At 35.1% G+C, this 25,922-nt stretch carries 26 protein-coding genes; 11 read left to right on the plus strand and 15 right to left on the minus strand.

Annotation, left to right across the window (positions count from 1 at the left end):
• Nucleotides 1–104: 104 nt before the first annotated feature.
• The 5 genes from IEV50_RS16470 to IEV50_RS16490 form a co-directional block, all read right to left on the minus strand.
• The gene (locus IEV50_RS16470; RefSeq protein ID WP_188416435.1) at nucleotides 105–599 is read right to left on the minus strand and encodes a hypothetical protein; all 495 of its coding nucleotides are present in this window, start codon (nucleotides 597–599) and stop codon (nucleotides 105–107) included.
• Nucleotides 599–3,316, minus strand: a complete 2,718-nt coding sequence (locus IEV50_RS16475) for a restriction endonuclease (RefSeq protein WP_188416436.1) — start codon at nucleotides 3,314–3,316, stop codon at nucleotides 599–601. The genes IEV50_RS16470 and IEV50_RS16475 overlap by 1 nt, the downstream gene beginning before the upstream one ends.
• Nucleotides 3,316–3,627 carry a helix-turn-helix domain-containing protein gene (locus tag IEV50_RS16480; RefSeq protein WP_188416437.1) on the minus strand — a complete coding sequence of 104 codons (312 nt, stop codon included), beginning with the start codon at nucleotides 3,625–3,627 and terminating at the stop codon, nucleotides 3,316–3,318. Before IEV50_RS16480 ends, IEV50_RS16475 begins: the two co-directional genes overlap by 1 nt.
• Nucleotides 3,628–4,576: 949 nt before the next feature.
• On the minus strand, nucleotides 4,577–5,443 hold the full coding sequence (locus IEV50_RS16485) for a hypothetical protein (protein WP_188416438.1): 867 nt from the start codon (nucleotides 5,441–5,443) through the stop codon (nucleotides 4,577–4,579).
• A 713-nt stretch (nucleotides 5,444–6,156) separates the two neighbouring features.
• Nucleotides 6,157–6,429, minus strand: coding sequence for a LexA family protein (locus tag IEV50_RS16490; protein WP_188416440.1), 273 nt, complete (start codon nucleotides 6,427–6,429; stop codon nucleotides 6,157–6,159).
• A 157-nt stretch (nucleotides 6,430–6,586) separates the two neighbouring features.
• Here IEV50_RS16490 and IEV50_RS16495 point away from each other — a divergent pair, with 157 nt between their 5' ends.
• The gene (locus tag IEV50_RS16495; protein WP_188416442.1) at nucleotides 6,587–7,054 is read left to right on the plus strand and encodes a hypothetical protein; all 468 of its coding nucleotides are present in this window, start codon (nucleotides 6,587–6,589) and stop codon (nucleotides 7,052–7,054) included.
• A gap of 396 nt (nucleotides 7,055–7,450) precedes the next feature.
• On the opposite strand, the gene IEV50_RS16500 is transcribed toward IEV50_RS16495, so the two are convergent.
• The 5 genes from IEV50_RS16500 to IEV50_RS16520 all read right to left on the minus strand — a co-directional run bounded on the left by IEV50_RS16500 (nucleotide 7,451) and on the right by IEV50_RS16520 (nucleotide 9,972).
• Nucleotides 7,451–8,083, minus strand: a complete 633-nt coding sequence (locus IEV50_RS16500; RefSeq protein ID WP_188416444.1) for a hypothetical protein — start codon at nucleotides 8,081–8,083, stop codon at nucleotides 7,451–7,453.
• A 360-nt stretch (nucleotides 8,084–8,443) separates the two neighbouring features.
• Nucleotides 8,444–8,608: a hypothetical protein gene (locus IEV50_RS16505; protein ID WP_188416446.1), complete on the minus strand. Its 165-nt coding sequence runs from the start codon at nucleotides 8,606–8,608 to the stop codon at nucleotides 8,444–8,446.
• The gene (locus IEV50_RS16510) at nucleotides 8,601–8,810 is read right to left on the minus strand and encodes a hypothetical protein (RefSeq protein WP_188416450.1); all 210 of its coding nucleotides are present in this window, start codon (nucleotides 8,808–8,810) and stop codon (nucleotides 8,601–8,603) included. The genes IEV50_RS16505 and IEV50_RS16510 overlap by 8 nt, the downstream gene beginning before the upstream one ends.
• Nucleotides 8,807–9,217: a DUF5675 family protein gene (locus tag IEV50_RS16515; RefSeq protein ID WP_188416452.1), complete on the minus strand. Its 411-nt coding sequence runs from the start codon at nucleotides 9,215–9,217 to the stop codon at nucleotides 8,807–8,809. Before IEV50_RS16515 ends, IEV50_RS16510 begins: the two co-directional genes overlap by 4 nt.
• Nucleotides 9,217–9,972, minus strand: coding sequence for a hypothetical protein (locus IEV50_RS16520; RefSeq protein WP_188416454.1), 756 nt, complete (start codon nucleotides 9,970–9,972; stop codon nucleotides 9,217–9,219). Before IEV50_RS16520 ends, IEV50_RS16515 begins: the two co-directional genes overlap by 1 nt.
• 344 nt (nucleotides 9,973–10,316) lie before the next feature.
• Between IEV50_RS16520 and IEV50_RS16525 the strand changes: the two genes are divergently transcribed.
• A complete protein-coding gene (locus IEV50_RS16525) occupies nucleotides 10,317–10,538 on the plus strand; it encodes a hypothetical protein (RefSeq protein WP_188416456.1) in 222 nt (73 codons plus the stop codon).
• Nucleotides 10,539–10,742: 204 nt separating this feature from the next.
• Here the strand turns inward: IEV50_RS16525 and IEV50_RS16530 are convergent, their stop codons facing one another.
• Together IEV50_RS16530 and mnmE are read right to left on the minus strand one after the other, a co-directional pair.
• Complete coding sequence (locus tag IEV50_RS16530; protein ID WP_188416458.1) at nucleotides 10,743–11,213, minus strand: hypothetical protein; 471 nt, start codon at nucleotides 11,211–11,213, stop codon at nucleotides 10,743–10,745.
• Nucleotides 11,214–11,317: 104 nt separating this feature from the next.
• The gene (gene mnmE / locus IEV50_RS16535) at nucleotides 11,318–12,676 is read right to left on the minus strand and encodes a tRNA uridine-5-carboxymethylaminomethyl(34) synthesis GTPase MnmE (protein ID WP_188416460.1); all 1,359 of its coding nucleotides are present in this window, start codon (nucleotides 12,674–12,676) and stop codon (nucleotides 11,318–11,320) included.
• 178 nt (nucleotides 12,677–12,854) lie between these two features.
• Between mnmE and IEV50_RS16540 the strand changes: the two genes are divergently transcribed.
• The 3 genes from IEV50_RS16540 to IEV50_RS16550 are packed head-to-tail and all read left to right on the plus strand — an operon-like array spanning nucleotide 12,855 to nucleotide 14,773.
• Nucleotides 12,855–13,967, plus strand: coding sequence for an AI-2E family transporter (locus tag IEV50_RS16540; protein WP_188416462.1), 1,113 nt, complete (start codon nucleotides 12,855–12,857; stop codon nucleotides 13,965–13,967).
• A 20-nt stretch (nucleotides 13,968–13,987) separates the two neighbouring features.
• Complete coding sequence (locus IEV50_RS16545) at nucleotides 13,988–14,512, plus strand: protease (RefSeq protein ID WP_188416464.1); 525 nt, start codon at nucleotides 13,988–13,990, stop codon at nucleotides 14,510–14,512.
• Nucleotides 14,513–14,572: 60 nt separating this feature from the next.
• On the plus strand, nucleotides 14,573–14,773 hold the full coding sequence (locus IEV50_RS16550; RefSeq protein ID WP_188416466.1) for a YtxH domain-containing protein: 201 nt from the start codon (nucleotides 14,573–14,575) through the stop codon (nucleotides 14,771–14,773).
• A gap of 68 nt (nucleotides 14,774–14,841) precedes the next feature.
• On the opposite strand, the gene IEV50_RS16555 is transcribed toward IEV50_RS16550, so the two are convergent.
• Together IEV50_RS16555 and argS are read right to left on the minus strand one after the other, a co-directional pair.
• Complete coding sequence (locus tag IEV50_RS16555; protein ID WP_188416468.1) at nucleotides 14,842–15,468, minus strand: DNA-3-methyladenine glycosylase family protein; 627 nt, start codon at nucleotides 15,466–15,468, stop codon at nucleotides 14,842–14,844.
• A gap of 164 nt (nucleotides 15,469–15,632) precedes the next feature.
• Nucleotides 15,633–17,405, minus strand: a complete 1,773-nt coding sequence (gene argS, locus IEV50_RS16560; RefSeq protein WP_188416470.1) for an arginine--tRNA ligase — start codon at nucleotides 17,403–17,405, stop codon at nucleotides 15,633–15,635.
• A gap of 150 nt (nucleotides 17,406–17,555) precedes the next feature.
• Here argS and IEV50_RS16565 point away from each other — a divergent pair, with 150 nt between their 5' ends.
• From IEV50_RS16565 to IEV50_RS16580, 4 genes are all read left to right on the plus strand, one after another.
• Nucleotides 17,556–19,001, plus strand: coding sequence for an arginine deiminase family protein (locus tag IEV50_RS16565; protein ID WP_188416472.1), 1,446 nt, complete (start codon nucleotides 17,556–17,558; stop codon nucleotides 18,999–19,001).
• Nucleotides 19,002–19,111: 110 nt separating this feature from the next.
• Nucleotides 19,112–20,023 carry a citrulline utilization hydrolase CtlX gene (gene ctlX / locus IEV50_RS16570; RefSeq protein WP_188416474.1) on the plus strand — a complete coding sequence of 304 codons (912 nt, stop codon included), beginning with the start codon at nucleotides 19,112–19,114 and terminating at the stop codon, nucleotides 20,021–20,023.
• Between the two features lie 189 nt (nucleotides 20,024–20,212).
• Nucleotides 20,213–21,601 carry an arginine decarboxylase gene (locus tag IEV50_RS16575; RefSeq protein ID WP_188416477.1) on the plus strand — a complete coding sequence of 463 codons (1,389 nt, stop codon included), beginning with the start codon at nucleotides 20,213–20,215 and terminating at the stop codon, nucleotides 21,599–21,601.
• Nucleotides 21,602–21,946: 345 nt separating this feature from the next.
• Nucleotides 21,947–22,846: a DUF72 domain-containing protein gene (locus tag IEV50_RS16580; RefSeq protein WP_188416479.1), complete on the plus strand. Its 900-nt coding sequence runs from the start codon at nucleotides 21,947–21,949 to the stop codon at nucleotides 22,844–22,846.
• 281 nt (nucleotides 22,847–23,127) lie between these two features.
• Here IEV50_RS16580 and IEV50_RS19685 read toward each other — a convergent pair whose 3' ends face one another.
• Nucleotides 23,128–23,307: a DUF1579 family protein gene (locus IEV50_RS19685; RefSeq protein WP_229746775.1), complete on the minus strand. Its 180-nt coding sequence runs from the start codon at nucleotides 23,305–23,307 to the stop codon at nucleotides 23,128–23,130.
• Nucleotides 23,308–23,466: 159 nt separating this feature from the next.
• Here IEV50_RS19685 and IEV50_RS16590 point away from each other — a divergent pair, with 159 nt between their 5' ends.
• Both IEV50_RS16590 and IEV50_RS16595 read left to right on the plus strand, forming a co-directional pair.
• A complete protein-coding gene (locus tag IEV50_RS16590; RefSeq protein WP_188416481.1) occupies nucleotides 23,467–24,180 on the plus strand; it encodes a 3'-5' exonuclease in 714 nt (237 codons plus the stop codon).
• On the plus strand, nucleotides 24,180–25,883 hold the full coding sequence (locus IEV50_RS16595) for an ABC transporter ATP-binding protein (RefSeq protein ID WP_188416483.1): 1,704 nt from the start codon (nucleotides 24,180–24,182) through the stop codon (nucleotides 25,881–25,883). Before IEV50_RS16590 ends, IEV50_RS16595 begins: the two co-directional genes overlap by 1 nt.
• Nucleotides 25,884–25,922: the final 39 nt, after the last annotated feature.

Raw genomic sequence — 25,922 nt, forward strand, 5'->3', positions numbered from 1 at the left:
GACTTAAAAGATCGATTCTAAAAAGCCTTTTTGCACAACAACTTCTGCTTTTTTCAAGCAACAACTCTGGGGGTCAATTTAAAATTGGCGAAAGGGGGTCAAATTTATTGGTATATGCACATTACCCCATTTTCAATCATTTCGGCATCTTCCCAATACTCTTTTTTGTCTTGGTTAAAATTGTCAGAATACACAAAATCTTTACCTGTATTATAAGGCGGATCTATATAAATACACTTAATTTGCTCTCTATAACTTTGGCTTAATAATTTTAGAACCGCCAAGTTTTCACCCTCAATAATTAAGTTTTCGCTTTTATCAGGATTTAGACTTAAGTTTTCATCAAAAACCAAAGTTGCATCAGTTGGTGTAAAAGCTTCTCTTTTGGCGTTGCTTTTACCAAACCAACGAAATTCATAACGCTCAATTTCATTTACGCTTTCAGGATCAACTACCTTTTTCAGTTCACTTAGATTCAATTTACCATCATTGGTAAACAAATCCGGCATCAACATTTTCAGTTTTTCCAATCGTTCTTTATTCCAATCGTGAGATTGTACATTTTCTAATGGATTTTCTTTATAGTCTTGATCACTCATTATTTTTCTGTTAGGGCATTAATATCTTTTACAGCTTCATTCTTAAAGTATTGGTATTCCTTTATTGGGGCTTTGTACTGCACCTCTACGCCAAGCGTCCGGAAGTGTTTTACTGCACATTGTATTTTATAGACTTCACTTTCCTTTAAAGCTTTTTTATCATCGATGCTGTTTGTCCCCTTAGTTTCTACCACGAAATAAAATTCACTTTCCTTGCCGTCTCGCAATTGTTTTCTCTTCATTACAATACCAAAATCTGGCTCGTAATCTCCAATTGGAGTAGGTATTTTATAATAGCTGGGCAATTTTAGAAAACATATCAGCTCATCATCTAAATCGGCACCTATAGCAAATTTCCGTTCTACATCGCTATCTATCAATTGTTTGTCAAAAACTCCTCTATTTGGTGTAGTCACATAACCACTTTCATCTATATTTCTCACAAAATCACCAAAGTCAAAAGGAAATGTTTCGCTTGTTAAATGGTAATCTAACCCTCTTAGCATTTCTTCTAGCTCTATATTTTTAATCAATGCAGCAGCTTGATGAATGTATTGGGGTGGATTTTTTGCAAAAGCATTTATACTGCCAATATTTTCAATTATTCTAAAAGTGGTTATATAAGATAATCCTGTATTTTCACTTAGTTCTTCTAATAAATCTAGGGCTGAATAATTTGCTTTTAATTTATATGATTCCGTTCCTCCAAACTCATCGACAATGCCACTTTCGCTTATCGAACCAATAGATCGGCTAGTTACATCGGCTTGATAAGCTGCTATTTTTATAGTATTTAGTGCCTCTTTACTTCTTTCGATCAAAGCCTCTTCATCAAAAGCAACAGAAAAGCTGGTTTTTTTGGACAATGCTTTCCAAAACCGCTTAAATGCTTGATTGACTGTTTCATTTTGGTTACGTTTAAAACTGACTTGGTTCTGTGGCTTTCCTTTGTGTGTGTGGGTCATTCCTGCACCTGCAGAAGTAGTGCCGTACACCTCCTTAATTTCTTCCTGATACTGTGTTACAAATGTTTCATAGGTTTCATTAGGGATAACGGTAAGTTGATTAATACGTTCATCATCTGTAATTTCCAAACTGTCATAAACACGTTGCCCATTTTGATTAACGCAAATGCGTAAACCACGGCCGATTTCTTGCCGTTTTTTTATTTCTGAATATGAGTTATTTAATGTGGCTATATTGAAAATGTTCGGATTATCCCAACCCACACCCAGAGCAGAATGTGAAAATATAAATTCAATTCTATTGGCTACAGAGTTACCGTAGGATAATAATTCCTCCTTATCCTTTAAAATAGCATCAAAAACATCTGAGTTTTTACGCATTGAAGTTTCATTGTCGGTGAACTCTCCTTTACCTGTCTTAGCGAAATAGAATCCTTGTATGGCTTCAATATCGCTAGCCGATGGTGTTTGCCCATCATGAAACTCGGCATAAATGCTTTTGCATTTTTCGATGAAGAGATTTTTGATAATTGGATTGTCACTTACATAATTCGCAACCTTATCAATAAATATAAGAGAGAGGCATTTGATACCTTTTTCTTGTAATTTTTGCTTTTTGGTGAAGTGGCGAATCATCAACCACTCTAGCTGTAATGCCCAGATACTTTCTATATTGCCCGATGTTTGTTTTTCAAAAATCTGTGTTCCGTTGGTAAACGTAACCGACCATTTACCTGTGCGCAAACTTTTGTTAATTCGTTCAATATTATAATTAAGATAACTTGGATTATTAGTTAATTCGCCTAAATTATCTCCATCTTTTAACCATTTGGTTTCTTTAAAATCTATACTTCCATTTGCAGATTGATGCCAAGCTTTAATTTTTGCACGAATTGGATTTTTACCATTTTGTATTTCCGTCAATTCCAGCTTAAGGGTCGCTTCATCATTTTTTTCGGTAACGGTTAATACTTCAATTTTTTTAACCAACCCTTGTTTATAGCTGTCGTAAGGTGTCAAACGATAAATCAAATTTTTAACCACTTTGTGTGTAGCAGAATATCTAAATTTGAACAATGGATTAAGTTTTGCAATTTGCTTTACAGAATTTACCGTATCCATTCCCTCTTGTGGTTCGTCCATCACAACAATAGGATTCGTTCTGCCAATAGCATCTATAAATGGGATATTTGCAAATAAATCTTCCCTTTTTGCCTGATTTAGGATTTTATCTTCCGAATTAAAAGAGGCTAAAGTCATCACCATGATTTGAGGATATTGCTCTTCTATGAAGTTGGTTACCTTGTTTAATTTCTTACTGCTGTATTCAAAAGACTTGGGAACAAAGCCGTAAATATCTTCTAATTGCCTTTCAAATGTCTTTAGCGTTTTTAATACACCCTGACGAATAGCAACGGATGGGACAAGAATAATAAACTTTGTAAAACCATAATGTTTAAATAGTTCGCAAATGGTTTTAATGTAAACAAGGGTTTTACCAGTACCTGTTTCCATCTCGATAGTAAGCTCGTTTTCACCAGTAATTTTTGCCGTATGATGATCAATTGCATTTCCATTTGCAACCGCACTAATATTTTCAGCTATTTGCTCAACTGACAACGTACAATTATTTGATCGAATGCCCTCAAAACAGGCATTATCAAAAGTATTTTTAATATTACCATCAAATACATCAATAACCGACTGAATTGCAACCTCTTGGTATTGTAATTCTTCTAACTTAATTTCCATTACTTGTTATCAACCGTTTTTAAGTATGTAATTTCTTGTTCAACTGCTAACAATATTTCTTTAATATATTTTTCATCTACCAGTTGATTCGCGACATGTTTACTCATAAATTTCACAATAAGCTCCTTTTCGTCTATATTGAAAGTGTTTGCTATAATTGGCAACATTTGTCGAGCTATTGGTCTTTCTCCACGTTCCAATTTGCTTAATGTACTTTGATCTATATCGAGTATAGCAGACAGCTTCCGTAAAGGCATATTTTCCCTTTCTCTCAATTGCCTGATATACACACCTAAATTTTCTTCTTTCATCTTGATTGTATTTTCTGGACAACTATGTCAAATATAAATAATATGCGATGGTAAAAGACTTTTAGATTATGAAAATTTACTAACATTAGAATGGTTTAAACTTAACACCTAGAAGCGTAATAACATACCGACCGACACAGGCATGAGTACCAGCCTTTAAATAAATCTTAAAACTGTTTTTTGAAACCCTAATAGTATTTCGACCGATACAGGTATAAGTGATAACCTCAGAACGATGTTAAACTCAATTTACAAAGTATTGCTATATTTTTATAGCAAAAGCGAGCTAAAATATAGCAAAACTATATATTAGGAAGAGTGGTATGGATAAGTAATTACAGCAAAAGAAAAAGATGAGCTACAGAAAATGAGTAGCATTTGGATTTGATATCCAAAGTCTATACCCCCCTCGCTGGCGCACGCGTGTTGCGTATGCATTTACCCCAACTAAAATCCAAATAAAACAAGGCAATACTTTGTTTAAAAAGACAATTTCTAACGTACTTTTCTAAGCATCTTCACCAACAAGATTACCTAAGGTAAAATAAAAACTGGCAAGCTATTACCTGTAAACTAAAATGCCTGCGTACATCCTGATTTATATTGATTATAATAATCTGTCGAATTTGGATATTGAGCAATAAGATCATTTATGTAAGCAATTTTGGCATTAAGATAATTTACATTTGCTTGCCTAATTTGAAAATCTGAACCACCCTGCGACTTAACTATTATATAGCAGGTACTCGTTTTACATTTATCTGCTGTGGTTTCAGTTAAATCAACCCCCCTCGCTGCCGCGTGTGAATAAATTGCAAAAAAAAGAAATCATAATATTAGTAAGTACAAATTCTAAATGAAGAAGATATAGTTTGTAAGTTCAGCAAAATATAATAGATAGGTACTTACCTGCTGTATGGGGATTCAATACTACTAGCTTAAAATTTAACTAATACTTTATACTGTATCGGGTATCTTTCGTATATCTATCTTCTCTAGATTTCAAGAAACGCCAGAAAACCTTGCAACCATTTATCGTGCGTTCTAAACCCTTTACAATAGCCTTGAGCAATGTTAGAAGTAGAGTTATTCTTAAAATCTGTATCTCAGTCAAAGTACCCAACCATGATTCCGGACTTCCAACAAAGACATCATAAAAATTTTTCCTGCTATTAACTATGGAATCCCTGACGTTCTGCGCTTCCAATTCTTTAATCTTCAGTTGCTTTTTTAATAATATATTTTCTTCCCGAAGATTTTTAACCATGCTAACATTTTTATTTTTAGTTAGATTTTTATTACCTCTAATTTTTGCATTTATTTTAACCACGGCAGAAACAGAGTTTATGAAGTTAGTTAGCTTCTTTTTATTAAATTCAGAACAATACATATCAATATACCCCGAAGTCCATATACCTCGTTTATTTTGAAATGCAAGTAGTTGTGCTTCTTTTTCAAGTTTATCTGTTTTAGAAGAAATTTGGTCTAGCCATACAATTCCATTTACTAAAAGTGTTCTGCGTATTACTGACTCTGACAGTTCGATATTACCCAATATTGTAATTCTTTGAAACATTTTCAGATCCGCTATACGCATTCCTTTTATCGATGTTTCATATTGAATTCCAGATACATCATCAATATAATATGCAACCATTTTATCAGTTACTAAATTAGAAAGCCTTAGCTCAGTATCTGCTTTACTTAGGTCTACAAAGCCAAACAATAACACATTAAATACAAATAAAAAAACAATACAAGAGATTGGTTTTTTCGCTTGGTTTTCTTTCGAACAATAGATTCTAGATTTCAACATACATTTAGTTTTAGGAAGAGTTAGGAAAAACTATCATTATCAACCGAGGTCAATAATTTAAAAAAGCTAACATTAAGAGCGAAATATGGATGATATTCTAAAGAAAAACAGATCAGTTTTTCTTTTTCTAAATCTAAATAGAATAATTAATAATCAAAAAAATTATTTAACATTTTTTAACAAAATCGGTAACATTTAAATTACAGTTTAGAGTTTAAGTGTCTGGTCCGCAAAACTAATATATCGCATTGCTGTAACCTTATATTAATTGCTCAAAAAATCTTTTTCCCCTCGCTGGCGCACGCGTGTCGCGTGTGAGAAAAACATCACTAGCCAATACTAGCGCACGGTTGGATTTTTGCACCCGGCAGCAACCGAAAAGTAGTAAGCAGAACATTTTAGCCCCGATTGACGCGTAAAGCCCGCAACGCAGTGAGGACTTGAAGCAAAAGCGGGACTGGAGCTTGCCTAAGAATTGCCAGCCATTGCGCTTCAAATAAAAATATAACTGCATCATATTTGGAATCGGCAGCAGCCTCAAATATCCCTCGCTGGCGCACGCGTGCCGCGTGTGCATTTACCCCAACTAAAATCTAAATAAAACAAGGCAATATATTTTGTTTAAAAAGACAATTTCTAAAGTACTTTTCTAAGCATCTTCCCTACCGCTAGCGCACGTGTTTAACGTGTTTACCAGAAATCTTATCTTACTATTAAATAGCTATTAATTGACAAATATCCCCAGAAGCAACTTTTATAGATTTGTCCACGATGATTATGCTCCCTTTAAGTATTCCAAAATAGCGCATTTGATTATCATCCGACTCGAAATAAAATGTATTATTAGGATCCTTAATAATTTTTTGAGCGATATGAAGCCTTCGTTGCTTGAAATCTTCTGCAGGCGATATAAATCCAGAAACCCTTCCAGGATTATCTAATGTATCTAAAACATAGTTTTTTGGTATTTCTAATTCCCTTATCATAATGAAAATTTTATACACAAAATTACTAATATTTTTAGCAAATCAATATTGAATTATCAACTCTCCTATTACTAGTAAGGGAACGTCATTTATATGCTTTCATTCAGGCTTCTGCCTTATTGATTTGTCATAACACTCATAATGAACAAAATGATAAATGAATATGTGGATGTGCCGCGGTTCTTTTAATGAAGAAAGATATTTATTAATTTTAGAAAAGCTAAAACTTAGTGAAATGAAAAAACTTTTAATTCTATTTTGTACCCTTTCTATTTTTACAACATGTAAAAAGGATACTGTGGATGGTGACAAACTTTTCGGTAGATGGGAATTAATTTCTACTACCGAAGGATTATCTGGCAAAACAACTACGTATGCATCCGGCCAAGGCAATATATTAACGCTTACAGATAATGCTTATACAGAAACTAGAAGCAATATAGTTATCCGTGAAGGGAAATACTCCACCATTCGCAAAGAATCTATGCTTACCAAGCAAAAAGAAGATTTCTTAATTTATGAAAATTCGGGTGGAAATACTTTTTTCACAATTGCTGACGGTAAATTATCATTAAATCTGGATGCATTTGATAGTGGGGGCTATTCCTACAAGAGAGTAAAGTAATAATTCCTTACAGTCTTTCGAAAGCATCTAGATTTAAACTTACAATATATTAAAAAACTAAATACCAATTAATTATATAACGGTCAAATGCCTGCTGACGTGTCGATTATGGCCATCTTTTTTACAAGTAACTAAATTAATATAGCCAGTAATTTGTTCTTTATTTTCAAACATCTTGGATTTCCATATTGTTTAATTTACGAAAGACATAAAAAAAACGGCTGCACATGTATGCACAGCCGTTAAAAATTTGAATTAAGATTATTAATTTTATTAAAATAGTTTCATTCAAATGAAAAATGACATCTTCACCAATACCCCAATTAAATGGCATTAGTTAATTCAAATTTAAAAGAAGACAACCCGTTTTAACTGGCTTATAATAGATTAATTTTGTTAATACACCCAACCAATTATGCCTTCATATTGCCAATCTTTATTGCCAGTGCCAAGTTCGTTAAAGTCTTTTGTATACAGCCTATCAAAAGTTCCTGTCTTTTTAAAATATGAATGTAGTGGAGAACTTAACAATACCTGAGTAGCTGACATATAGCCCATGATACCTTCAGGCACATAATATAAAGGAGCATTAGGACTATTTGAGTAATAATGATCGCCTGTGTTTCTGTAATATCTGTATAGTGGTACTGTAAAAGTACCTGTTGGTCTAAACTCTAACCTACATACCTCACCTTCAAGGGACCAGTTATTTACAGGAAAAGGTCCTATATCTGTTCTCATTTGGGCAAGCAAAATATTTGCTTCTGCGCCAAGCGTAAAGAAATGCTTTGCTTCATAGATTGAAAATAAACGATAAAAAGGGACCAAACCATTAACGGTTCCAGTAGGAACCGTTACGGCAAGCCTGTTCTTTTTTGCACTGTCAAGTGAAAAGCGATTAAGGCTATCCGAAGTAATGCCAGTTTTTTCTTTTCCGATTGTAGATTCATCTGAGATTGATGCATCTTTTTTACAACTTGCGAGAGCGCCAATAAATAATAGCGCAAAAATTAGATTTTTGATTTTCATAAAAATTAAGATTTTTTTTAAATTTCCTAAATATACGGTTACGTAAATTAAATTAATATTAATATAGTAATAAATATATTATATATCTGTATATGTTTGTTTTACATATATATAAACTTAATAACACACATCGAATGCTGATTATTTAAAACTTGATACTGTAATTTGATTATGATAAAAATAATCCAATTTTGAAATTATAAGGTAGGGTTGTAAGGATTATTGAGCTTACTTTGCTAGCGCAAGCATGAAGCCATTCATTTAGTCGCCTAAACTATTTATTTTTAATTTAATTGCAAGGCCATAAAAAAAACGGCTGTACATATATGCACAGCCGTTAACAAATTTTAATAAAAGTTACTAATCTTGTCTAAAAAGTAATTGCAATATTTTGCTAACTAAAAAGCTCACCGCAGCACCTAAAGCTGCTAACAGTATAGTTTGTAAAATACTACTCTGTACCTGTCCGATCATGCTAAAAGAAATCCCACTTAGCACGCCCATTTTAGTTTCTGAACTATTCATCTGCCTTCATATCTGTAGCTTTTATAATCCCGGCGGCTAATGCTACGTACCTTGCAACAATAAGCAGCTTGTTAGGCAGTTTTAGGGGTGCAGCTAAAATGATACCGGCTGCACTGCTTGCAACACTTAAATACTTCTTAATTGTTGGCATCCAACAGTTTTGGTCTGGCTTCAATTGAATAGCTTTCTTTTCAGTTTTCATGATGATGACTTAACAGATGTAATTAATAAAAATACTTCTTCACCCTTTTCAAGCACCGGGTAAACCAGGTCTTCTAACCGTTCTAGCGCAATCCTGCTGTAATTTCCCTCACCCTCACCAATACACTTTGTAACAGGCGCTATACATCCCTGAAGTTCTCTCAATGCAAAATTGGCTGGATGAATTAAAATCCCTTCGCGATTCGGAACAATGCTTAATGCCAACTGCAATCCATGTTTGGTATGATGCCTTTTAATAAGTCTGTACCTTCCTTCAGGAATACAACTAACATTTCGCTTATTATTTCTCCAAGGCAACTCTATACTTTCACAAACAAGCTTACCATCAAAAAATATTTTACCATTTGTGCCACCCTTAAAATAGGTTCGGCTAAGAAAAAGCTGCATTACAAACCTTGTATTTGTACTAGCGATAAACCATTAAATGCGCCATTGCTTAAAGGATAATCGAAATTATTTACACGTTGGTAAAAGTTAATGCCTAAAAGCAAAAATAAAGGGCTTGTTGCAGGTTGCTGCAATTGACAACTAAAAGCGATTGCAGGGATAGCGATTTCCTTTACATCTAGTACGGCACTTTCACTTGTACTTAATTCAAAAACTTCATTTTCAAAATTTACTGAGGCAAAAGCGGCGCTCAGTTTGAAATGAGTAGAACCTTGTGGTGAATTAATCATATCCCTTGCGCTAAAAGCTGGCAAATTTACAGTTGCAACACCAGCCGCCCTATCGATTGCCGTTATGTACTGCACATTTACAGTGGTACCTACATTTGCATTGGCATTAAATTCGAAACCAGTTAGCAGTTCTGTTTCAGCATCCAACACCATTCTTAACCCACGCTCATTAATAGAATCTGCCTGAATCACTTTTAACATTCTTGGCATCAATCTATTGCTCACATTTTTATCAGCAATTTGACTGGTTAGTGCCTTAAATGCAATGCGCAAAAATTTACTTGCTTTTGTGGCTCTGCCGAATTCCGCCATGTTTTCGCGTGTTCGCTGATACCTTGGGTCACTTGCAATTCTGCTGGCATCAACGCCACCTTTTTCCCTTGCTAAATACCCGTTTCTTGTTTTGTAAAACGTCAAATCCCCGATTCGTCCGTTTAATTTAATTATTCCTTCCTGACGTGCCATAATATATGTCTTACATCTGGATACAAAATTGCACCTTATCTAAAAACATGGTTTCGCAAAAGGAAGGTATTGCACGATTTACTGCTATTATCTATTTTTTGCACCTTTTAGTACTTTTTGTCACTTGTAAAAAAAGCTATTTTTTCAGATATTAGACTTATTAATTATCGTTCATTGAATCACTGCTCGGGTAGGATAGCTTTTCTTTTGCTTTTGCTTTAGTCTCCATCGGTAGATGAAGCGTAGTTGAAGCGTAGATGATCCGCTGTTAAGGGCTTAACTCGGTAAATCAAATTGTATAGCTATGGCACCTCCCAATCTGTTGCGGTTTAATTAAACAACACATGAAAAGAGTATGTATTTATCCGAAAGATGTTAGTATCTTAACTGGAAAAAGCTTAGCGCAAGCACAAAGAGTGCTTAGAAATTTAAGATTTGTACTCAATAAGCGTAAAGATCAATACATTACATTTGATGAATACGCCAATTTTTCTGGAATTGATGTAGAATTGATTCAGAAAATATGTTTGATGCTGTCTTTGGCTTGTACGATAGCCCTCAGTTAAAAAACAAAACCCGCCCCACGTCCCCGGGTTTTGTTATTACTATCCACAATGGTTTTCTACCTTAAAAAGCCTTGCATTTAATAAATGATTTTGAATAGGTAAAATAAATCAATGATGAATCATTCACAACAGTAGAATAACCCCCCTCGCTGGCGCACGCGTGCCGCGTGTGAGAAAAACATCACTAGCAAATACTAGCGCACGCTAAGATTTTTGCACCCGGCAGCAACCGAAAAGTAGTAAGCAGAACATTTTAGCCCCGATTGACGCATAAAGCCCGCAACGCAGTGAGGACTTGAAGCAAAAGCGGGACTGGATCTTGCCTAAGAATTGCCAACCATTGCGCTTCAAATAAAAATATAACTGCATCATATTTGGAATCGGCAGCAGCCCATGCTGGCGCACGCGTGCCGCGTGTGAGAAAAAATCACTAGCCAATACTAGCGCACGGTTGGATTTTTGCACCCGGCAGCAACCGAAAAGTAGTAAGCAGAACATTTTAGCCCCGATTGACGCGTAAAGCCCGCAACGCAGTGAGGACTTGAAGCAAAAGCGGGACTGGATCTTGCCTAAGAATTGCCAACCATTGCGCTTCAAATAAAAATATACCAGCATCATATTTGGAATCGACAGCAGCCACAAAAACCTAGGATAAAATAAAAAATCGTAAGCCATTACCTGTAAACCAAAGCCCCTGCTTATATCATGATTTATATTGATTATATCCTCGTTATAGCCGATGCCAAATTTATCAGTATATCAGTATAAATGTGGATGATTTACTTCCCAATACAGAACTTGGTAAATATATTTTCCAACAAATCATCAGTAGTAACAGTTCCGGTAATCTCCCCCAGATAATGTAACGCCTGTTTAATATCCATCGCTAAAAAATCAGAAGTAACAGGATTACCTACATTAGCCAATACCCGTTGCAAAGCATTTTCCGTTTGCTTCAGTGCTTCAACATGGCGGATATTAGTAACTAAAGTTTCGCTGGTATTAATATGATGCAGATTTACCTGTTCCAAAAGTGTATCTTTCAACTCGTCGATACCCATTTTATCCTTTGCAGAAATAAAAAAAACATGCAGTTGAGCAAATGCCTCACGTTGCTGTGGCGATAACAAATCGGCCTTATTTACTAAAATTAGATACGGTATTTCAAGTTTCGCCAATCCCCTCACCTGCTCCTCTATTTCCGAAACAGTCTGCGCAGCATCCGCCATGTAAATGATAAGCTTAGCCTGCTTCATTTTTTCAAGTGTTCTTTCTACACCCAAAGCTTCAATTATATCTGCAGTATCACGAATGCCTGCCGTATCAATGAAGCGGAAAACAATTCCACCTATGGTGAGCTCATCTTCAATCGTATCACGCGTGGTTCCGGCAATATCCGAAACAATCGCCCGCTCCTCATTGAGCAATGCATTTAACAAAGTCGATTTACCCACATTTGGTTTCCCGGCAATTACAATTGGTACACCATTTTTAATTACGTTACCCATCTCGAATGATGAAATCAGCCGGTTTAAAACATGGTTTATTTTATTTACCAGGTTGCGCAACTGATCGCGATTCGCAAACTCAACATCCTCTTCAGCAAAATCCAGTTCTAGCTCAATCATCGATGCAAAATGTATCAATTGCTCCCGCAACGCTTTAAGCTCATTGGCAAAACCTCCACGCATCTGTTGCATAGCCACATCATGCGAAGCTTTACTATTCGAAGCAATCAAATCGGCAACAGCTTCAGCCTGACTTAAATCGAAAGCACCATTTAAAAAGGCACGCAACGTAAATTCACCAGGTTTGGCAGCCCTCGCACCCTTACCAATTAACAAACTGATAATCTGCTGAATAATATAATTAGAACCATGGCACGAAATCTCGACAACATTTTCTTTAGTGTATGATTTTGGTTCTACAAACAATCCCGCAACCACTTCATCAATAATTCGATCTCCATCCTTTATCAATCCAAAGTGCAAAGTATGACTTTCCTGCTTTTCCAAATCCTTTCCACTAAAAACCGAATTGGCTAAGCTTATAGCATCAGGGCCCGATAAACGTATAACGCCAATAGCGCCCGAGCCCTGCGGAGTAGATAATGCAATGATGGTATCTTGATGATTCATATAAATAATGTGAAAACGCAAAAATAACGCTAATCTGCCACTATATTAGTAAATGTTGCTTTTTATCTCAAAACCTCAACCTCAATCTCAACCTCAACCTCATCCCTCAACCTCACATTTTCTTCTTATCTTAAAACATTTCCTAGGCAATCATGTTTAATCACAAAACCGTAAAACTATGACGAATAATTTACCACTTACCGCAAAAAGATCCATAGAATTATTAGGCCTGATTTGCCTGGTAGCTGTAATGGTGATAGCAAGGGATATCATTATGCCGATTTTAATGGCCTTTTTCATCAGCATTATGCTACTTCCTTTATACCGCTTTCTTAAAAAGAAAAAAGTCCCTGAAAGTTTAGCAATCGTTCTCCCGATACTTGTAGTAGCACTTTTTGTGGGTCTGGTGGTTTGGTTTTTCTCTCACCAGATTGGCCTCTTGGTTAATGACTTTCCACGCATTAAAAGCAATGTAACCCAACACATCAATTCCCTTAGCGATTGGATTAGCCGCATTACCCACTACGATGATAGACAGCAAAGAGCCTTTATTAAGGATAAAAGCGACGATTTAATGAACATGGGAACATCCATGGCCGGCGGTGCAGCGGTAACGCTGAGTGGTATTTTTGTATTTATTGGCCTGCTTCCAATATACATCTACCTGATGCTTTTTTACAAAGACATTCTATTAAAATTTATTTTCATGTGGTTCAAAACAGATGATCATCCTAAAGTGAAAGAAGCCATATACGAAACCGAATCTATCATTAAAAGTTATCTGATTGGCTTATTAATTCAAATCACCTACATGACCATCCTTTTAGGTGGGATTTTAATGCTTATTGGTATTAAACATGCTTTATTAATCGGTGTCATCTTCGCCATTTTAAACCTGATACCTTATGTTGGTGCGCTGATGGGTAATTTAATTGGTGTGCTTTTAACCTTAACTTCATCGCAAGAATTATGGCCGGTAATAACGGTTCTTGGTGTTATTGCTTTCGTTCAGTTTTTGGATAACAACATTCTGATGCCTCGTATTGTAGGCTCTAAAGTAAAAATTAATGCATTATTCGCTATCCTAGGGGTATTTATTGGCGGAAGCATAGCAGGTGTATCCGGCATGTTCCTCGCTTTGCCAATAGTAGCAGTACTAAAAGTTATCTTCGACCGTACCGAGATGTTTAAACAATGGGGTGTTTTATTGGGTGATGAAAAACCTGCCCGTAGCCCAATGAGCTTTCCAAACTTTAGAAGAAGAAAAGCACTTATAAGCAAATCCGAATAACCACATTAAATCTAAACCTTATGAAAAAATTAATTCCCATACTTGGTCTTTGCGCAATAATATTTGCAGCCTGCGGTTCATCAAATGATAAGAAAGATGCAAACGCAGCCAGCGATACCACATTACTTTCCGAAGCCAAAGCAAACAAGGAAAGCGATCCCGTAACCGGAAAAATGAGTTTGATTGGAGCTGCGAAACTAGGGCAACCAATTAACATCAAATTCGCTGTTTACAACAATACTGATACAGTTACAAAATTTTGTAAATGGCATACACCATTTGAAAAATTAATGAGTAAATACCTGGATGTGGCTTTAGAAGATCATACAGACATTGATTACAAAGGACCTATGGCAAAAAGAATGATGCCACCTCCTGCTGATAGTTATACCATGCTAAAAAAAGGAGATAGTACAAGTACCAATTTTAATTTGAACGAAGGATATGCGATCACCAAAGCCGGTAGTTATACGATTAAATACAATGCTGCAACCATAAGTGGTATCATAGTTACAGATAGTTTAAAAATTACAGTAAGCAAATAGCATTAATTTAAAACCATCACAGCATTTAACTGTTACTATATTATATAAAATTGATAAGAAATGGGACTAATAAAAACAGCAGTTATAGGCGCTGCAATTTACGCAGGCGTTAAATACATTACTAAAAAAGATCCAATTACTGGTAAATCCGTAGTTGATGATATTAAGGATAAAGCACCTGAATGGATAGAAAAAGCTAAAGATTATAAAAGAGAATTTGAAAACAAGTCAACTTATGCCCAGGAAGATTTGGGTATCTAAATAATTATTTATTTAAAATTAAAAATGCATCAATACTAACATTGATGCATTTTTTTATAAGTAAAATTTTAACGCTTCCGTTCTTCTAAATAAAAATGCCAAAGTAGCATGGTTGCCAAAGAAGAATAAGGTTTCCAATTTAATGTTGTTGAAATAATTTGTTCCGGGCTTGATGTCTTACCTAAACCTTTAACTTTTTTAAGCGCATTTGCCGCAGCTAAATCTCCCATTGGAAATACATCCAAACGATGCAAAATGAAAATCAGATAGATATCTACCGTCCAATTGCCAATACCCTTTATCTTCATAAGTTCAGCCCTGATTTCTTCATCAGTCTTGTCAACTAAAGCATCTAAATCAAGTGCTTTACTAATAAGATTTTGAGCCAAATCTCTAACATAACTTGTCTTTTGCCGACTAAAATAACAGTCTTTTAATTCTTTATCGGATAAGGATAAGAAGTTTTCTGGTGTGATGTTTATTATTCTATCCTTCAGCTTATTTAAAGTAGCCAGTGCAGAAGCTAGCGATACTTGTTGCTCTAATATGATGTGAACAATAGATTCGAAAGTGTTGAGTCTGGACCAGTATGGCGGATAACCAAACCGATTTATAATTCCTTTCAAATCAACATCTTGCAACGCAACTACATCGCAAAACTGATGGAAATTCTGCTGATTGAAGGTTTGTATCATATTTTCTTAGATGACTTACGAAGTTTAATCTGCTCATCGCCTGTCAAACTTCGTAAGTTTAGCGAGGAGACCTTTACATCTTAAACTTCATAAATCTAGATAGAAGGTCAATTTTATAGATATGAATGCATTCCATTTTCCACACTACCATTTTCCATAAACCCCTACATCCTCTCTGGCGATGTAATGCCTAAAATTAGCATGCCAGCATTGAGAATATCGGCTGTTTTTTTACATAAGTTTAAACGAAACTGTTTAGCATCACCCGCTTCCGTTTTAACAATCGGCGGAACCTCGTGATAAAATTTATTAAACAGTTTAGCCAACTCATATAAATAATTAGCCAAACTTGCAGGACTATGCGCTTTAGCGGCAATTTCAATCTCCAAAGGATATTTTGCCAATTGCATAATCATATCAAGCTCTACTGCCGAAATTCCTGAAAACTGTGGTGTGTTAACAGAGAACCGATAATCAGCTTTGCTCAATAATGACTTTATGCGGGCATGTGTATATTGAATAAACGGACCTGTGTTTCCTTGAAAATCAATACTTTCATTTGGGTCGAACAATAATCGCTTTTTCGGTTCTACTTTTAATAAGAAATATTTCAAAGCACCTAAGCCAATGTTTTTATACAACTCCGATTTTTCATCCTCCGTAAAATCATTAATCTTACCTAAATCTTCTGTTTTTTCCTGCGCAGTTGCTACCATATCTGCAATCAGTTCATCTGCATCAACAACAGTTCCCTCTCTGCTTTTCATTTTACCATTTGGTAAATCCACCATACCGTATGATAAATGATAAAGCCCTGTTGCCCAGCTTTTACCAAGCTTCTCAAGAATTAAAAACAAAACCTTAAAGTGATAATCTTGCTCGTTTCCAACCACGTAAATCGACTCATCCATTCCGAAATCGTCGAATTTCATCTTCGCCGTCCCTAAATCCTGTGTAATATAAACGGAAGTTCCATCAGCTCGTAGAACCAATTTCTGGTCTAGGCCATCGGCAGTTAAATCTATCCAAACCGAACCATCTTCCTTCTTAAAGAAAACACCTTTTGCCAATCCCTCCTCAACCGTATCTTTGCCCAATAGATAAGTATTACTTTCGTAATAAAACTTATCAAAATCTACACCCAAATTTTTATAGGTTACATTAAAGCCTGCGTAAACCCATTCGTTCATGGTTTTCCAAAGCGAAACTACTGCCTCATCGCCTTGCTCCCAAGCCAATAACATTTGTTGCGCTTCCTTAATTAAAGCTGCATTTTTCTTTGCCTCTTCTTCAGTTTGACCATCTGCTTTTAAAGCCTCTATTTCCTTTTTATATTCTTTATCGAAAATCACATAGTATTTTCCAACTAAATGATCGCCTTTTAAACCTGAACTTTCAGGCGTTTCACCATTACCCCATTTCTGCCAGGCTAGCATCGATTTGCAAATGTGTATTCCCCTATCATTTACCAGATTTACTTTAAAAACCTCATAACCGTAAGCTTTAAGCAATTCAGCAACAGAATATCCCAATAAATTATTACGAACGTGACCTAAGTGTAGCGGTTTATTTGTGTTAGGCGAAGAATATTCTACCATAACCTTTTTACCATTAGGCGCATAAGAACCAAAAGCTTCATTTATTACTTCCTCATTAAATTGTTTAAGGAAATAACTTTCAGATATGCTTAGGTTTAAAAAACCTTTAACAACATTAAAAGCGGTTACATTTTCAACGTTTTCAACTAAGTATTCGCCAATAGCTTGTGCCGTCTGTTCAGGAGATTTCTTAGAAATCTTAGTAATCGGAAAAACAACCAGCGTTACCTGCCCTTCAAATTCTTTACGGGTTTCTTGTATATTAATCACACTTTCAGCTACTTCTTCATTATAAAGTTCTTTAATAGCATCAAGCGTTGCGGAAATAATAAAATTCATGGCCAAAAATAGCGATTAAAGCGGAAAGCTGAAAGACCAAACAATATGACTTATCTTAATACTTGCTACTTGCTACTTGCTACTTGATACTTGCTACTTGATACTTGATACTACATTAAATTCTAATAGCTTTGTAACACTAACTAATGTATGAGCAAATCAAATCAAAATTTTCAAGTGAACGTAAAAACCGAAATCGGTCGATTACGCAAATTATTAATTCATAGTCCTGATAGTGGTTTAGGCAAAGTGGTTCCATCGAAAGCACAAGATTGGCTTTTCGAAGATATTGTTCATTTAGATACCATTCGTAAAGGTGAATACGATTACTACATTAAATTACTAATGTATTTTCTAGACCCTGAAAAGATAAAGGGAAAACTTGGAAAAATAGATTCTGAAGAAGATAACCGTAATTTCTACAAACCCAATCACCCTGATTTTCACAGCTCTACCTCTGTAATTGAGATTCAAAATCTTTTAAGTGAAATGCTTGAAAATGAATCCATCCGTAAAAAATTAGTTGCCGCCATTTGCGCAATTGAAGGCTGTACGTATAAAGTTCAAATGGAATTAACAAATACCGACCCAAGAGAATTGGCTGAGATTTTAATTTCCGGAACATTACCAAACGACACCATGATTTTTGCACCAATCCCAAATCTAATTTTTACCAGAGATGTCGGCATAACAATAAATAATTATATCCTATTAAACAAACCGGCAAAAAAAGCCCGTGTTCGAGAAACGCTTTTAATGCGCTATATTTTCTTTAACCACCCGCTTTTTGAAGCCTATCAAAAAAACATACTGGAAATTCCTGATGTTACCATGCATTTCTTGCGCCCCGGAGATGAACCTGCATTCAGCACAACATTAGAAGGCGGTGATGTGATGATGGTAAGTCCAACGCATGTGCTAATAGGCTGTAGCGAAAGAACCTCAGAACATGGCGCTAATGAAGCGATAAAATTATTGTTTGATAATAATGTTGTAGAAAAGGTAACCGTTGTTAAAATACCGAGCAAGAGAGATTACATGCACCTAGATACCGTATTTACGCAAGTTAAACGCAATACCTGGGTAATTCTGAATTCTATTGCGCATTCGCCAAAATATAACCCTCACGAACCAATTAACTTTTTAAAAGAGCCTGAGCAACTGGAGGCAACAACTGCAATTCAATTTACAAAAACCAATCCAGGCGAACCTAAATACTTCGAACATGTAGAAGCTTTGCTTAATGATATTAGTCAGAATGATTTAAAAAGTACCGAACCAACTAAAATTATTTACAGCGGAAATAATCAGTTCCCTTATGATTCCAGAGAGCAATGGACAGATTCCTGTAACCTCTTAGCCATTAAAGAAGGTGTAGTTTTAGGTTACGATAGAAACGATAAAACAGTTGATGCCTTTAAAGCAGCAGGTTTTGATGTTGTTGATGTTAAAGACTTAATTCAGGATTTGGAAAGCGGAAAAGCAAATGCAGAAACCATAACAGATACATTAATTTTAATGCCTTCGGCAGAATTATCCCGTGCCCGTGGCGGTTTCCACTGTATGAGCCTACCAATTTTAAGAGACGATTTATAGATATAAAACGTTAGATGGATGATGGATAATGGCGGATTGACCACATTATCTTGATACCCGATACTCGCTACTTGATACTTAATACTCAATACTTATCACTCATTACTAAAATGCAAACCACCAACCACATACTAATGATTCGCCCTGTTGATTTTAAATTTAACGAGCAAACCGCAGGCAATAATAAATTTCAAATCGCATCTACCGAAAGCGATGTACAAACCTTAGCTTTAAAAGAGTTTGATGGTTTTGTTACTTTACTTAGAGAAAAAGGCGTTGATGTTACCGTTATTGATGATACCTTGCAGCCCGAAACACCCGATTCTATTTTCCCTAATAATTGGGTTTCTTTTCACGATGATGGTTCTGTTTTTCTTTATCCGATGTTTTCAGAGAACCGAAGATTAGAGCGTAGAAGTGAAATTCTGGACGGATTGAAAGAAAAATTTGAGGTAAACCATATTAGCGATATAAGTTTCTACGAAAAGCAGTATGCCTTTTTAGAGGGTACAGGCAGTATGGTTTTAGATAGAACCAACAAAATAGCCTATGCCTGTTTAAGCGTTCGCACAGATGAAGAAGTTTTAAATAACTTTTGCTTGCTTACGGGTTATCAACATATTGCATTTCAAGCGGTTGATAACTCTAACTTTCCTATCTATCACACGAATGTGATGATGTGCATTGGTGATAAATTTGCTGTTTTATGTTTAGATAGTATTAAAAACCCGGAGGAAAAAAAGCAACTGGCTTTGAGCGTGATTGACAGTGGAAAAGAAATAATAGAAATCAGTCTGGAACAGATGAACCATTTCGCAGGTAATATGTTGCAGGTCTCAAACGCGAGTAATGAAAGCTTATTAGTTATGTCAGAACAGGCATTTTTATCCCTAAAGAAAGAGCAGATAAGCAAATTGGAAACATTCAGCAGAATAATTTATGCCCCACTATACACCATCGAGAAAAATGGTGGCGGTAGTGCTAGATGTATGCTGGCTGAGATCCACTTACCTGTTAAATAAAATTTAATTAGTTACCTTTTTTTGCCTGGTAATTGCCATTCTAATTCAAATCTGCGGGAATCAACAAAATCTGCAGGAAATAAAACCATAAGTCTTACCTTTAAAGCGTTTCCCAACAGTAAAAATTTTTTCAATAAAGATTAATTCTCAATTTAAAATTACATTTTTGCAAAAATTATTTAAAAGTAAATGCAGAGTTACTCAGAATTTCTCGATCTAAGCGTTGGCTTTCCACAGGATGGCTTTGATGTTATAGATGATGAATTGTATTTTCAGGATTTAAACCTGATGGAAATGATTGAAACTTATGGCACTCCCCTACGTTTCACATATTTACCCATGGTGAGTAAAAAGATTCAGCAAGCAAAGATTCTTTTCCAAACTGCCATTTTAAAAAACAATTATCGTGGCGATTATAAGTATTGTTACTGTACAAAAAGTTCGCATTTTCGCCATATTGTAGAAGAAGCACTGAAGAACAACATTCACCTGGAAACTTCTTCGGCTTTTGATATGCCCATGGTTGATGCTTTAGAGAAAAAAGGACATTTAACTAAAGATACAACCATCATCTGCAACGGTTTTAAAACATATCAATACAAGCAATACATTATCGATATGTTGCATGATGGTTATACTAACATCATCCCGGTTTTGGATAACAAAGAGGAATTTAATCTTTTTGATGATGAGGTTGATATTGATACACCTTGTAATTTAGGTATTCGCATTGCAGCTGAAGAGCAACCTGATTCGCAGTTTTATACTTCGCGTTTAGGCGTTCGTATGGAAGATATTATCGATTTCTACAACAATAAAATCGTTCATAATCCAAATTTCCGTGTTAAGTTACTACACTTTTTTATCAACTCTGGTATTACCGATTCTCCTTATTACTGGAATGAATTAGAAAAATATGTAACGCTTTATTGTAAGTTTAAAAAGATAAATCCCGATTTAGATACTTTAGACATTGGCGGCGGAATGCCATTTAAAGATTCATTGGTTTTCGATTTCGATTACGAATACATGGTAAACGAGATTGTAAAAAGGATTAAAGAAATCTGTGCCATACATGATGTTATGGAGCCGGATATTATTACTGAATTTGGTAAATATACAGTTGCTGAGGCTTCTGGTATTTTGTACAAAGTTTTAGGCCGTAAACAACAAAACGACCGCGAGCGTTGGTTAATGTTAGATGGTTCTTTTATTACCAATTTACCAGATGTTTGGGCACTTAACCAAAAATATATTTTATTACCAATTAACAACTGGGATGCTGAATATGAGCGTGTTAACTTAGGCGGAATAACCTGCGATGGGCAAGATTACTATAACCAGGAAGCGCACATGAATAGCGTATTTATGCCGAAAACCCGTAAAGTTCAGTATTTAGGTTTCTTCCATACCGGTGCTTACCAGGAAGTATTGAGTGGTTATGGAGGAATTCACCATTGTTTATTGCCAAGCCCGAAACATGTATTAATTCGCAGAAACCGCGATGAAAGTTTCAATTTTGAGGTTTTTGGTGAAGAACAAAATAGTAAACAGGTTCTGAAGATTTTAGGTTATTAGTTTCTAGTTTTAACCGCAAAGGACGCTAAGAATATTTTTACCACTAAGGCGCAAAGAACACTAAGTTAGCCCTTTCAGTAGAAATATTAATTCCCTCTCTTCAAGGAGAGGGATAGTACATAATTTGCCCAAACTTCAAACTTTAATAGGCTGAGGTTTTACAACGAATGCTAAGAAATAAAGTAAAATGAAAAATTTCTTAGCATTTTTTTAAATTACCATCGTAAGGCAAGAATCAATCCTACAACCTAAGGGTTACAGCGACCATTCCATTGCAAAATATTTTCTTTGTGTTTCTTTGCGCAACTTTCTTTGCTAACTTAGCGGTTACTTAAAAACCTCAACATGCAATTCGGTAAAGTAGACGACCCATCAATTATAGATTTCACGCTTCCTGCAGATGCTCCTCAAACAGCAGCTATTTTAAAAGCAAACAAGCCTAAGCAAAAATTCGAAGCTTTTGTAGGTTGCGCCAAATGGAATAAAGCAGATTTAAAAGGCTTTTATCCTAAAGGAACGAAAGATGAGCTAACCTACTACTCTACCCAGTTTAATTCAATAGAACTGAATGCAACTTTCTACGGAATGCCAAGCAGCGAACAAGTTATAACCTGGACGCAAAAAACGCCTTCTGATTTTAAGTTTTTTCCGAAGCTCACAAACACGATAAGCCATTTTAAAAGACTAATCAACGTTAAAGAACCAGTAGAACAATACTGCGATGCGATAAGTAATTTTGAGGATAAACTCGGCATGGCATTTCTTCAACTTCATGACAACTTTAAACCAAAAGATTTTGATAGGCTCAAAACCGTAGTCCAGGAATTCCCAAAAGTAATACCTTTAAGTGTTGAAGTTAGAAACGGCGAGTGGTTTTCGAATACCGCTGTTGCAGATGAATTTGCCCAATTGTTTGAGGAAAATGGAATTACAAATATTATTGTTGATACAGCAGGAAGAAGAGATATGCTTCACATGCGGTTAACAACACCTACAGCTTTTGTTCGATATGTTGGCGCAAATCATGAAAGCGATTACACCCGTTTAGATGAATGGATCGAGAGAATTGTTGACTGGAAAAAACAAGGTTTACAAAATCTTTATTTTTTCGTTCACCAAAATGTAGAATTGGCTTCTCCCCTTTTATCTTCCTATTTTATTGAAAAATTAAATAAAGCTGTTGGAACGGATTTGAAAATACCTGTGATGGCCAATGGATCTGCACCAGCACCTACTTTATTTTAATAATAATTGTAATTCTGAGCTTGTCGAAGAACTCAAACAAGATGTTTCGACAAGCTCAACATGTTGCTTTAGCTTCTTCACCTTCGGGCGAAATGTTAAAGCAAAAATTGTAATTTCATTGCTATTTACAGTTTCAAATTCCGTTCTCTATCCCCAAAGTTAGTCACCATATTCAAGACTCCCATAAGTTCCCAAAACAGAAAAAACCTTTTCGATAGCAGCTCACTCAAGAGCATAATTTGTGTTCCCATATGAAAGCTATCAATCCAACTGCTTATAAATTAGTTGTACGGAATATTAAAACCGATAAACATTTTACCTTCAAAAAATTTACCTTTTAAAGTCCCCTCATAATTGTAATAAATAAATCGATTGCCTAAAATTGAACTAATTTGGCCAACAATACTTAATTCATCTGGAAGCACATCTTTTTCAAACCAGGTTTTAGTATTTCCCTTCAATCTCCCAACAAATCAGAAAGGATTTTATGAGCACTATTTTCCAACGAATGTTTAAATTTAGTTTTAGCAATATTCAAATTTAACAAATTGTAGAACTGATGAATTAATTTATCGTTAGACTAGCCTTGAGAACTGAAAAATAATTTGTTATCTTGTTTTATGCTAAAAACAGTTGATCTGAATCAGGTTATGGTTATCGATATTGAAACTGTACCTCAATATGCCTCTTATGATGATGTTCCACCTCATTTACAAGATTTATGGGAGCAAAAAACACATTATCAGAGAAAGCCTGAGCAAACACCTGATGAGTTTTATGAGAAAGCAGGAATATTAGCTGAGTTTGGGAAAATAGTTTGCATTAGCTTAGGAATATTTTATACACAAAATAAAATACAACACCTCCGCATAAAATCTATTTTTAATGATAATGAAACCGAATTACTTCAAGATTTTTCAACTTTATTAGAAAAGCAAATTCCAACATTAATGTTTTGTGCACATAATGGAAAAGAATTCGATTACCCATATTTATGTAGACGATTATTGGTTAACAGCATAGAAATTCCTGTCCAACTTCAAATTTCTGGCAAAAAGCCTTGGGAGGTAAATCATATTGATACCATGGAACTTTGGAAATTTGGCGACTATAAACATTATACATCCTTAAATTTACTTGCAGCAATATTAAATGTTCTAACGCCTAAAGATGATATTGATGGCAGTATGGTTCGGCAAGTTTATTATGAAGAAAAGAATCTGCCACAGATTGTTACGTATTGCCAGAAAGATGTAATTACAACAGCCCAGGTACTTTTAAAATTTAAAGGCATGAATATAATTCCACCAGAAAACATTACAATTGTAACCTGATGTTAAACGTAGAAAATTTAAGTATTGATTTCTTTAATCAGGATGAAAAAAACTGGTTTAAAGCTGTAAAGGAAATTAGTTTTAATGTTAAAAAAGGAACTGTATTAGGTATTGTAGGAGAATCAGGCTCTGGAAAATCAGTAACTTCATTTTCTATTATGCGTTTACATGATGAACGCTTAACTAAAATTAGGGGCGATATAGATTTCAATAGCGTTAGTTTACTAAGCCTAAATTCAAACGAAATCAGAGCGTATCGTGGAAATAAAATCTCTATGATTTTTCAGGAACCCATGACCTCCTTAAATCCTGTTTTTACCTGTGGCTATCAGGTTGCTGAAGCAATTATTCTACATAGAAAGGTAACAAAAGCAGAAGCCAGGAAGCATACCAATGCTCTTTTTGAAGAAGTTCAGCTTCCCAGACCTGAAAAAATATTTGAAAGTTATCCCCACCAAATTTCTGGCGGACAAAAACAGAGGGTTATGATTGCAATGGCTTTAAGTTGCAATCCGCAACTTTTAATCGCCGATGAACCTACAACTGCACTTGATGTAACCGTTCAAAAAACAATTCTGCAGTTGCTATTGAAACTTAAAGAAGAACGCCAAATGGCGATGATTTTCATTTCGCATGATTTAGGTGTAGTACATGAAATTGCAGATGAAGTTGCGGTAATGTATAAAGGCGAAATTGTTGAACAAGGAGCTGCAAAAGACATATTTCTTAATCCACAACATCCTTACACAAAAGGATTACTGGCTTGCAAGCCTTCGCCGGCACTTCAACTAAAGAAACTGCCTGTTGTTGCCGATTTTTTGACGGGAATTGTTGAAGATGCATCAGCACATTTAAATCCATCTAATCAAATAACTAAAAAAGAAATACAAGTTAGACGTGCTGAAATTTACGCAAAAAAACCATTACTTGAAGTTAAAGATTTATCAACTTGGTACCCGATAAATAATGGATTTTTTAATAAAAATAAAGAATATGTTAAAGCTGTAGATAAGATAAATTTCAATGTTTTCCCGGGAGAAACATTGGGTTTGGTTGGTGAATCTGGCTGTGGAAAAACCACATTAGGAAGAAGTATTTTAAGATTAATTCAACCAACTTCGGGCAGTATAATTTTTGAAGGAAAAGACATTACTCATGTCAGCAAAACTGAAATGAGGAAATTGAGAAAAGATATTCAAATCATTTTTCAAGATCCTTATGCTTCACTAAATCCAAAATTAACTATTGGCCAATCTGTTTTGGAACCTTTAACAGTTCACAATCTTTATAAAAATGAAACTGAACGGAAGTTAAAGGTTTTAGAGTTATTAGATAAAGTTGGTTTAAAACAAGAACACTATAATCGCTATCCACACGAATTTAGTGGCGGACAAAGGCAGCGTGTTGTTATCGCAAGAGCTTTGGCTTTAGAACCAAAATTTATTATTTGCGATGAATCTGTTTCTGCATTAGATGTATCTGTACAGGCACAAGTTTTAAATCTGATTAAAGATTTGCAAAGAGAGTTTGGTTTAACCTATATCTTTATTTCTCATGATTTAGCCGTCGTTAAGCATATTTCCGATAGAATTTTGGTAATGAATAAAGGTAAAATTGAGGAAGAAGGCTTTCCAGAAGAAATATTTAATTCACCCAAAGCCGCTTACACTAAAAAATTAATTGATGCAATTCCAGGCACATAATATGGAAGATGTAAGATGGATGATGTTGTACGACCTTCC

This window comes from Pedobacter mendelii (assembly GCF_014635725.1).
GTDB lineage: Bacteria > Bacteroidota > Bacteroidia > Sphingobacteriales > Sphingobacteriaceae > Pedobacter > Pedobacter mendelii.